The sequence below is a fragment of the Streptomyces sp. FH025 genome (assembly GCF_017427025.1).
GTDB lineage: Bacteria > Actinomycetota > Actinomycetes > Streptomycetales > Streptomycetaceae > Kitasatospora.
Genome location: NZ_JAFLNG010000267.1, coordinates 1 through 9,732 on the forward strand (window position 1 = coordinate 1; position 9,732 = coordinate 9,732).

The following is a 9,732-nucleotide window of genomic DNA, read 5'->3' on the forward strand; positions in this document are numbered from 1 at the left end:
GGTGGAGGTGCGCTGACGCCCGATCCCGGCGGTCCCCTCGATCACCCCGACCGCGGTGTCGAACCAGTCGTCGATGCTGTCCCGCTTCGCCGAAGTCTCCGCCGAGGGCTCGGCCTCCGCCTCGGTCACAGGTTCCGGCTCCGGCTGCGGCTCCGGCTCCGCCGTGCGCTGCTGTCCGATCAGTCCGGCCGCCGTGTCGAACCAGTCGTCCACGCTGCCGTCCCCCGGGTCGGCGTGCGGGGTGTCGGGGAGGGTGCCCGCCGGGCCGTCGTACACCGTGTCCCACCAGCCGTCGTCGGGCCGGTGCGGCTGTGCGGGTGCGCCCTGCTTGCTCATCTGGCGGCTCCTGGTCGGTCCGTGGTCGCGCCGCCCCCGGCGGGGCCGAACTGGCGTCATTGTCTACGAGCACAACGACGCTGTCCGGGTTTCGACGACAACCGGTCACCGACCGGATCATCCCGGCCACGGCGTTCACCTGCCGGTTCACCTGCCCGTTCGACGACCGTCGCGCGGCAGGGGTCTCGGGGTCGTCACCGCCGCGTCCGCTTCCGTTCCGTCCGTGCTTGCCGGATGTGCCCGGAGCAGGGCGTTTCGTCAACTTGACCCGGCCCTGAAGAGCCCTGAAGAGGCCGGGCTTGTGGGTAGGGCGCGGCTGGCTGTCGCGTGGCCTCCCACGTCTGAGCCACCTATGGGGCGGCTGGGACGCGTGACTCACGCCCCGCTGTCCACACGGTCTCGCCCTTGTGGGCGATGTTGTGGGACGCGTTGACATCCGCGTGCAGGACGGTCCCGCAGGCGCGGCAGGCGAATCTTGCCTGGTCGACGCGGTTCTTCCGGTCGATGTGACGGCACTGGGAGCATTGCCGGCTGGTGTACGCCGGGTCGACGTACACCAGCGGCACTCCGGCCCGCCTGGCCTTGTACGCGATGTACTGGCCGAGCTGGTGGAAGCTCCACGAGTGCACCGTGGTCCGCTGGTCCTTGCGGTGCCGTACCCGGTCGCGGATGCCCGTGAGGTCCTCCAGGACGATCCCGCAGCCGGTGCTCCCCCAGCCTTCGGCCGGGAGGTGCCCCCATGCGGCGGTGACGATGGTCTTGGAAACGATGTGGTTGACGTTGGCGCTGTGCCGGGCCTCCTTGCGAGCACGCTTCTTGAGCAGCCGCTTGGCGGCCTTGGTGCCCTTGGCCTGCAACTTGCGCCGCAGGTCGAGCTGGCGCCTGCGGTGCCGGTTCAGACCGCGCCCGGCGGCCCGGTAGCCGGTCGAGGTGGTGGCGATGTTGGCGATGCCGAGATCCACGCCGATGAACCCGGTGGGGTTCTGGTTCAGTGGTGCTTCGGGAACGTCGCAGGTGGCGAACAGGTAGAACGCGCCGTCGCGCTCGATCAGATCGGACTCGCCCCTGCGGTGCGCGCGCAGTGTCGTGAGCGCGTCCGGCGAGCACGCGAACCGCACGCCTTTGAGCCGTCCGGCCGTGGTCCAGATGCTGACGGTCCGCTGGTCCAGCTGCCAGCTCAGACACCTGTCGTCGTATGGTTGCGCGGCCTCGGCGCGGAAGGTGATCGGCTTGGACTCGGCCTTGACCCTCCGCTTGGAGCCCGGCCTGCCGAGGTTCCCGGCACGGATGTTCGCCTTCAACGTGGTGTAGGCGTCACGGGTCTTCTTGATGACGTGCTGGGCGGCCTGCGCCCCCAGCCCACGTGCCTTCAGCTCCGCGTAGGTGTGCCTGCGCAGCTCGTACTCACGCGGCACCCCGCGCTCGAACGCCACCACCGACACCCAGCACGCCGCCTCGTTCACCACGCGCAGCGTGGAACGCAGCGCCGCAGCCTGGTCGGCCTCCGGCACCAGCTTCACCCGCACCACGACCTTCACGCCCGCGAACATAACCTGACGCACTGACAACGGGTGCTTCCGGCAGACGCACAGTGACGCAGCGGCGCTCCGCGCCGCCGGGACGCGGGAAGCGATTCGCCCCCGCGAGCGGGAGGTACCCCCACCCGGGCGTAAACGCCCGAGGTTCCTCGCTAGATCACGCTGAACATTGCGGGGTGCGGGCCAGCGAAAATGAGGGCCTGGGAGGGGCATCGCTTCACCCGTTCGGCTGATTAAATGTGCGCATGACCGCGTCGGCCCCCAGCTCGCCCCGGCCGTGGAGGGCCGCACCGGCGGGCCGCCCGGCGGGTGCGCTGTTGGTCATGCTGCTGGTCGCGCTGCTGACGGCCCTGCCCTGCGCGGGTCAGGCGAAGGCGGTGGACGGACCCGGCCACCGGGAGCCCGTCTCGGCGCCGGTGAGCGCCGTCTCGGTGGTCAGCGTCGCCGTGGTCACCGCGGTCGCCCCGCAGGCCGACCGTTCCGGCCACACCGGCCACTCCGGCCGCGCCGCCAAGGCGTCCGAGCAGCACCACCGGTTCGCCGAGGAGCAGGGCCACTGGATCCTGTGCACCGCCGACGGCCAGCCGCCGCGCAACAACGGCTGCTCCAGCCATCCGTACTGCGCGCAGGACGCGCAGCTGCCGAACCCGCCGCCGCAGCCGCAGCCCGCCGTGTCGCCGCTGGTCGCGCCGGCGCCCGAGGCGCTTCCCCGGGTGGTGCCCGCGGGCCTGCTGGACGGTCCGCACCCGGCGCCCGATCTGCACGAGCTCCAGGTCCACCGGTCCTGAGCGGAACCCACCGCCGACAGCCCGTCGGCGGCTCCGCCACTCCCCCTACTCCAGCCGACCGCCGCCACCAGCCGTGCGCGGCGGGGACAAGGACAACCATCATGGGTTCCGCCTCGAAGCAGTCCAACAAGCCCGGTGCCAAGGGCGCCGCCGACCGCCGCGCCCGGATCGCCGAACTGCGCGCCGTCGAGCAGCGCCGCGACCGCCGGAACAAGGTCATCGCCTCGGTGGCGGCCGGTGTGCTGGTGATCGGCGCGATCGCCACCGGCACCTGGATCGTCATGGACCAGAACCAGAAGAAGAAGGACCGGCAGGCCGCCGCCAACGCGGACATCCCGGGTGTGAAGACCTTCGGCGACCTGAGCCGCAACCACGTCAAGGACAAGGTCAGCTACCCGATGACCCCGCCGGTCGGCGGCGACCACAACGCGATCTGGCTGGACTGCATGGGCCACGTCTACGACCAGCCGGTCGAGAACGAGCGCGCCGTCCACTCGCTGGAGCACGGCGCGGTCTGGGTCACCTACAACGGCAAGGCCACGCCGGACGACATCAAGACCCTCTCCGACAAGGTCAAGGCCACCCCGTACTCGCTGATGAGCCCGTACCCGGACGAGCAGGGCACCATCACCCTGAACGCCTGGAGCACCCAGCTGATCGTGGACAGCGCCAGCGACCCGCGGGTGAACCAGTTCTTCACCAAGTACGTCCAGGGCAAGCAGACCCAGGAGCCGGGCGCCTCCTGCACCATGGGGCAGATGTGAGCGGCGCAGATGTGAGCCCCGACGACGCCGTGGAGGAGCAGGACCCGGCCGGCCAGGGGTCGACCGCCCGTTCCGGCCGCCGGCGGCTGTGGTGGCCGGCCGCGCTGGCCGCCGCGGTGGCGCTGGCGCTCGGGGTGCCCGCCCTGGTGGCGAGCGGGACGTCGGCCTCCGGCTCGGCCTCGGTGGCCGTCCCGGCGGACGACTCGCCCGAGGCCGGGTTCGCCCGCGACATGGCGACCCACCACCAGCAGGCGGTGGACCTGTCGTTCGTCGTCCGGGACCGCACCGCCGACGAGCCGACCCGCACCCTCGCCTTCGACATCATCAACACCCAGGCCAACCAGCGCGGGATGATGATGGGCTGGCTCGACCAGTGGGGGCTGTCCCAGCACTCGGTCGCCAAGCCGATGGCATGGATGAAGATGGGCCACGACTACCAGGCCCACGACGGTTCGCTGATGCCCGGCATGGCGACCAACACCCAGATGGCGAAGCTGCGTTCGCTCAGCGGGCGGGACGCCGAGGTGTACTACCTCCAGCTGATGATCCAGCACCACAAGGGCGGCGTCGAGATGGCCCAGGGCTACGTCGACATGGCGAAGAACGACGTCGAGAAGCGGCTCGCCCAGTCGATGGTCACCGCCCAGACCTCCGAGGTCGAGCTGATGACCGACATGCTCAAGGAGCGCGGCGCCACCCCCGACGTGCCCGCCTCCTGACCCGCACCACGCTCCCCGGACGGCCGGGGCGCGGCGGCGGTCCCGTACCGTCCGCACCGCGCCCCGGCCGTCCGCCGTTCCCCACCCCCGGAGACCCTTCATGACCGTCACGACCGCCGATGCCCCCTGGCTGATCGCAGGGCTGGGCAACCCCGGTCCGTGGTTCCGGCTGACCCGCCACAACGCGGGCTTCCTGACCGTCGACCGGCTGGCCGAGCGGCACGGCGCCCGGTTCCGCCGCCGCGGGATCGCCACCCTGGTCGCGGAGATCGAGCTGGACGGCCGCCGGGTGCTGCTGGCCAAGCCGCTGTGGTTCATCAACCTCTCCGGCCGCCCGGTGGCCGGGCTGCTGCGCCGGTACGGGGTGCCGGTGGAGCGCCTGGTGGTCGTCCAGGACGACCTGGACTTCGCGTACGGCTCCGGCAAGCTCAAGCGCGGCGGTGGTCCGGGCGGCCACAACGGAGTGCGCTCGGTGGGCGAGGTGCTCGGCACCCGCGACTTCGTCCGGCTGCGGTTCGGCATCGGGCGCCCGCCGAAGGGGCAGAGCGTCGGCGACTACGTGCTGAAGCGGTTCTCGGACGAGGAACTGGCCGCGATGCCGGGGGTGTTGGACCGCTGCGCGGACGCGCTGGAGACGCTGGTGCGGCTCGGCCTGAACCGGGCCCAGGACGCCCTGAACAACTCCGCTGCGCCGCAGGGCCCGTCCCGGGGCTGAAGCCTGGGTCGAGCCGCTACCGTCCGGGCGGCGCCTGGCGGGTCAGGGCGGCGGCGGCCACCGCGACGGCCGCGAGGACGACCAGCACTGTCCGCCCACCGGACGCCGCGCCCGCCAGCTGGACGCCGAGGACGGACAGCGCCATGCCGAGCGCCGTACCCAGGCTGCGCGCCATGTTCACCATGCCGCCGCCGACGGCCGAGCACTCCGCCGGGATCGCCCGCATCACCAGGGCGTTGTTGGCTGGCAGCAGCACGCCCAGCCCGAAGCCCGCGACCAGCAGCGGGCCCGCCACCGTCGCGCCCGAGACCGGCAGCGCGGCGAACAGCAACAGCCCGGCGCCCGCGGCGGCCGCACCGAAGCGGCACCTGGCCACGTCCGACCAGCCCCGTGGCAGCAGCGCGCCGCCGACCGTCGCGGCGAGCGCGAAGGCCGCGGGCAGCAGGGTGACCAGCAGGCCCGCGCTGGCCGTCGACACCCCCGCGCCGGTGAGCAGCACCGGGCCGATCACCAGCGGGCAGAACAGCAGCAGGTAGCCGATCAGCGCCACCACCAGTCCGGACCGCACGCCCGGGGTGTTGACCAGCCCGGGCGCCAGGATCGGCCGGGCGGCCCGCCGCTCCTGGCGCACCAGCGCCACCGCGAGGACGGCCGCAGCGAGCAGCAGGACGGCGACGGTCCAACCGGGCAGCGGCAGGCCGGAGGCGGTGGACAGGGCGAGCAGCAGCGCGGTGGTCGCGCCGGTGAGCAGCAGCATGCCGGGCAGGTCGAAGCGGGACTCGCGCCGGTCGTGGGACTCCCGCGGGTCGTGGGACTCCCGCAGGTCGTGGGAGCGGGGGGTGCGGCGCGGCCCCGGGAGCGCCGTGCGGGTACGGGGCTCGGGTGCGGCCGTGCTGGCGCGGGGCCCCGGCACGGCCGTGCGGGTGCGGGGCAGCAGGTACCAGCCGGCCACGATGCCGAACACGGCGATCGGCACGTTGACCCAGAACACCCACTGCCACGAGGCGTGTTCGACGAGCAGCCCGCCGAGGCCGGGGCCGAGCGCCAGCCCGAGGCCCTGGGCGGCGGCCTGGATGCCGAGCGCGCGCCGCATCGCGTGCTCCGGGACGCCGCGCGCGACCAGGGCCACGCTGTTGGCCTGCATCATCGCGGCACCGACGGCCTGGACGGCCCGGCAGCCGACCAGGATCCACAGGCCGCCGGCGAACCCCGCGCCGAGCGAGGACAGGCCGAAGACGGCGAAGCCACCGATGTACATCGTCTTGCGGCCGACCAGGTCGGACAGCCAGCCGAGCGGGGCCAGCAGGGCGACCAGGACCAGCAGGTAGGCGAGCGCGACCCATTCGACGGCGGCGTAGCCCGCGTCGAAGTGGCGCCCGATGGCGGGGAAGACCAGGGCGATGACGCTGGCGTCCAGCTGGCCGAGGAAGGCGCCGAGGCAGACCGTGCCGACGGCCAGCCAGTGGGCGTGGCGCCAGCCGGCTATGCCGCGCGGCCGGGGCCGCTCGACGAGCAGCCGCGCGGCGAGGGCGGTGGCATTCATGCCACGAATATATCGGATGCAGATATGTTCTTTCTACGAGTAGATCGCATAGCGATACGAAGCGTCTCGCGGAACGTCCACCGCCCGTCCGAGGGACGGACCGCGCCCCCGGCACCGTCCGTACCAGGCGATACGCTGTCCGCCATGCCGCCGTCACCACGCGTTCCCGACCCCGCCACCGAAAGCCCCGACCCGGCGGTCGAGCACGCCCGGCGGCTCACCGACACCGTCACCCGGCTCCGCCGCGCGCTGCGCAGCAGCATTCGCACCGACTACCCGTGGGAGTCCCTGCCGATGGCGCAGGTCGAACTCCTCCAGACGCTCGCCGCCGCGCCGCTGCGGGTCGGCGAACTCGCCGCCCGGCAGCGGCTCGCCCCCAACACCGTCAGCGGGCTGGTCGGCAAGCTGCTCGAAGCCGGGTTCGTGGACCGCCAGGCCGACCCCGGCGACCGGCGCACCGCCCGGATCGCCCTCACCCCGGCCGGGCGGCGCCAGCTCGACGACTGGCAGCACGCCCACGAACGCCGGATCGCCGCCGCCCTGGGCACGCTCGCCCCGGCCGACCGCGACGCGGTCGTCCACGCGCTGCCCGCACTGGAACAGCTCGCCCGCGCCCTCGCCCAGCCGGGGGCCTCGGCCGAGCCGGGCTCCTTCGCCGAGTAGGCCCGGCGGTACCCGGTCCGGCGGTACCACCGGACCGGGTAAACCGCTCGCCGCCCGGGCCCGACGGGCGCTACCGTCCCCGCCATGACCACCGCAGACGTACGGATCGAGCCCTGGACCGACGCCGACCTCGCGCTGCTGCGCCGGGTCAACACCCCGGGGATGAAGAAGCACGTCGGCGGGCCGGAGACCGAGGAGCAACTCCTCGTCCGGCACCGCCGCTACCTGGACTTCGTCCCGTCCGGCCTGGGCTGCATGTACCGGATCGTGCTGCTGCCCGAGGGCGAGGCCGTCGGGACGGTCGGCTACGGCACCCGGACGTGGGAGGGCGGGACGGTGCACGAGATGGGGTGGAACGTGCTGCCCGCCCACCAGGGGCGGGGCATCGCCGTGGCCGCCACCCGGGCGGCCGTCGCGGCCGCCCGGCGCGAGGCCGCGCACCGGTACCTGCACGCCTTCCCGTCGGTGGACAACCCCGCCTCCAACGCGGTCTGCGCGAAGGCCGGGTTCACCCTGCTCGGCGAGACGGACTTCGAGTTCCCGCCCGGACGGCACATGCGCAGCAACAACTGGCGGGTGGATCTGGCGAGTTCGGACTGAGGCGGCAAGGGCCGAGGTGTCAGAAGAGCGTGCCGCTCTCCAGCTCCAGCAGCCAGCGCTTGCGGTCCACGCCGGCGGCGAACCCGGTGAGCGCACCGTTGGCACCGAGCACCCGGTGGCAGGGGCGCACGATCAGCAGCGGATTGGCACCCACCGCGCCGCCCACCGCCCGGACCGTACGCGGCGACTGCCCGGCCAGCTCGGCGAGTTGGCCGTAGGTGACGGTCTTGCCGTACGGGATCTCGTCCAGCGCGGCCCAGATCCGGCGCCGGAACTCGGTGCCCTCGGGTGCGAGCGGGAGGTCGAAGGTGGTGCGCTCACCGGCGAAGTAGGCGGTCAGCTGGGCGACCGGCTCGGCGAGCGCCTCGGGGTCGAGCACCCAGTCGTCGGCGGGCTCGGCCAGCGCGTACTTCTGGCCGGGCGCGGTGACGGTGGCCAGGGCGGCCGGACCGCCGTCCTCGGGCAGCACTCCGCTCAGCATCAGCCGGCCGAAGGGGCTCTCCATGGTGGTGTAGACGGTGGTACTCATGCGCTTGCGTGCTCCGTTCCGATGTCGGTGCTGCTGGTGTCGGTGCTCGTGGGTCCGGCCCACAGCCGGTGGACGGCGTAGGAGCGCCACGGGGCCCAGGCCTCGGCCGCGCGGGCGGCGGACTTCGGGTCGCCGGGGGCGCCGAGCCGGGTGAGGCCGTGCTTGATCCCCACGTCGCTCGGGAGGAAGACGTCGGGGTCGGCGAGGGCCCGCATCCGCAGGTAGCCGACCGTCCAGGGGCCGATGCCGGGCAGGGCCAGCAGCTGGGCCGCGGCGTCCTGCCGGTCGACGCCGCCGTCCAGCCGGACCACGCCCTCCGCCAGGGCGGCGCACAGGCCGGTGAGCGCGCGGCGGCGGGCGGCGGGCATCGCGAAGTCCTCCGGGTCGGCGGTGGCCAGGGCCGCCGCCGTGGGGAAGACCAGCCGCAGGCCGCCGCTGGGCTCGGGCAGCGCGGTGCCGTACTTCTCGGCGAGCCGGCCCGCGAGCGTACGGGCGGCGCCGACGCTGATCTGCTGGCCGAGGACGGCGCGCACGGCCAGCTCGTGCGGGTCCACGTGGCCGGGCGAGCGCAGGCCGGGGCGCTCGCGGACCAGGGGGCCGAGCAGCGGGTCGGCGCCGAGCTGCGCGTCGACGGCGTCCGGGTCGGCGTCCAGGTCGAAGAGGATGCGCAGGCGCTGGACGGCCGTGGGCAGGTCGCGCAGGTCGGCGAGCAGCAGGCGGCAGTCGAGCCAGCCACGGGTGCGCGGCTCGCCCGGCGCGAGGCCGTCGACCTCGGCGATGCCGTGACCGTACGGGAGCGCCAGCGTGCGCCGGTAGGTGCGCGCGCCGGGGCGCGGGCCGGGCACGACCTCCTCCACCCCGGGGACGGCGCGCAGTTCGAGGAAGTCGATCAGGTGGTCGCTGTCGATCGCGCCGCGGTAGGCGAGGCGCAGGGTGAGGCCGCCGGCCGGGGTCGCGGTGCGGCGGCCGGCCGCGACCTCGGCGCGCAGGCCGCTGGGGGTGCGGTCGTAGACCTCGCGGACGGTGTCGTTGAACTGCCGGACGGAGGCGAAACCGGCCGCGAACGCGATGTCGGTGACGGGCAGTTCGGTCGTCTGGAGCAGCAGTCGGGCGGTCTGGGCGCGGCGGGCGCGGGCCAGGGCGATCGGGCCCGCGCCGAGCTCGGCGGTGAGCTGGCGCTGCAGCTGGCGGGCGCTGTAGCCGAGGCGGTCGGCCAGGCCCGCGACACCCTCGCGGTCCACCACACCGTCGCCGATCAGCCGCATCGCGCGGCCGACCAGGTCGGCGCGGTGGTTCCACTCCGGAGACCCCGGAACGGAGTCGGGGCGGCAGCGGCGACAGGCGCGGAAGCCGGCGCCCTGGGCGGCCGCGGCGCTGGGGAAGAAGCGGCAGTTGACCCGCTTCGGGGTCACGGCGGGGCAGCTCGGCCGGCAGTAGATACCGGTGGAGGTGACGGCCGTGAAGAAGACCCCGTCGAAGCGGGCGTCGCGGCTGTCCACGGCTCGGTACCGGATGTCGTCGTCGATCACGCTGTCCA

The 9,732-nt window shown here is 73.7% G+C and carries 10 protein-coding genes and 1 pseudogene; 6 read left to right on the top strand and 5 right to left on the bottom strand.

Annotation, left to right across the window (positions count from 1 at the left end):
• Both J0670_RS19620 and J0670_RS19625 read right to left on the bottom strand, forming a co-directional pair.
• Nucleotides 1-336, bottom strand: a pseudogene (locus J0670_RS19620) (hypothetical protein); the annotation flags it as partial.
• Between the two features lie 350 nt (nt 337-686).
• Nucleotides 687-1,886: an RNA-guided endonuclease TnpB family protein gene (locus J0670_RS19625; protein WP_207812939.1), complete on the bottom strand. Its 1,200-nt coding sequence runs from the start codon at nt 1,884-1,886 to the stop codon at nt 687-689.
• A gap of 233 nt (nt 1,887-2,119) precedes the next feature.
• Here J0670_RS19625 and J0670_RS19630 point away from each other — a divergent pair, with 233 nt between their 5' ends.
• From J0670_RS19630 to pth, 4 genes are all read left to right on the top strand, one after another.
• The gene (locus J0670_RS19630) at nt 2,120-2,662 is read left to right on the top strand and encodes a hypothetical protein (RefSeq protein WP_207812932.1); all 543 of its coding nucleotides are present in this window, start codon (nt 2,120-2,122) and stop codon (nt 2,660-2,662) included.
• A 101-nt stretch (nt 2,663-2,763) separates the two neighbouring features.
• Complete coding sequence (locus tag J0670_RS19635) at nt 2,764-3,426, top strand: DUF3105 domain-containing protein (RefSeq protein ID WP_207812933.1); 663 nt, start codon at nt 2,764-2,766, stop codon at nt 3,424-3,426.
• 86 nt (nt 3,427-3,512) lie between these two features.
• Entirely contained in the window at nt 3,513-4,145 is a 633-nt protein-coding gene (locus J0670_RS19640; RefSeq protein WP_207812940.1) for a DUF305 domain-containing protein, read from the top strand.
• A 100-nt stretch (nt 4,146-4,245) separates the two neighbouring features.
• Nucleotides 4,246-4,860, top strand: a complete 615-nt coding sequence (gene pth, locus J0670_RS19645; protein WP_207812934.1) for an aminoacyl-tRNA hydrolase — start codon at nt 4,246-4,248, stop codon at nt 4,858-4,860.
• A gap of 16 nt (nt 4,861-4,876) precedes the next feature.
• On the opposite strand, the gene J0670_RS19650 is transcribed toward pth, so the two are convergent.
• Nucleotides 4,877-6,403, bottom strand: coding sequence for an MFS transporter (locus tag J0670_RS19650; protein WP_207812935.1), 1,527 nt, complete (start codon nt 6,401-6,403; stop codon nt 4,877-4,879).
• A 144-nt stretch (nt 6,404-6,547) separates the two neighbouring features.
• Between J0670_RS19650 and J0670_RS19655 the strand changes: the two genes are divergently transcribed.
• Both J0670_RS19655 and J0670_RS19660 read left to right on the top strand, forming a co-directional pair.
• The gene (locus J0670_RS19655) at nt 6,548-7,066 is read left to right on the top strand and encodes a MarR family winged helix-turn-helix transcriptional regulator (RefSeq protein ID WP_207812936.1); all 519 of its coding nucleotides are present in this window, start codon (nt 6,548-6,550) and stop codon (nt 7,064-7,066) included.
• A gap of 84 nt (nt 7,067-7,150) precedes the next feature.
• On the top strand, nt 7,151-7,666 hold the full coding sequence (locus J0670_RS19660) for a GNAT family N-acetyltransferase (protein WP_207812937.1): 516 nt from the start codon (nt 7,151-7,153) through the stop codon (nt 7,664-7,666).
• A 19-nt stretch (nt 7,667-7,685) separates the two neighbouring features.
• Here the strand turns inward: J0670_RS19660 and J0670_RS19665 are convergent, their stop codons facing one another.
• Both J0670_RS19665 and J0670_RS19670 read right to left on the bottom strand, forming a co-directional pair.
• Nucleotides 7,686-8,195: a methylated-DNA--[protein]-cysteine S-methyltransferase gene (locus J0670_RS19665; protein WP_207812938.1), complete on the bottom strand. Its 510-nt coding sequence runs from the start codon at nt 8,193-8,195 to the stop codon at nt 7,686-7,688.
• Complete coding sequence (locus J0670_RS19670; protein ID WP_207812941.1) at nt 8,192-9,724, bottom strand: DNA-3-methyladenine glycosylase 2 family protein; 1,533 nt, start codon at nt 9,722-9,724, stop codon at nt 8,192-8,194. The genes J0670_RS19665 and J0670_RS19670 overlap by 4 nt, the downstream gene beginning before the upstream one ends.
• Nucleotides 9,725-9,732 lie beyond the last annotated feature (8 nt).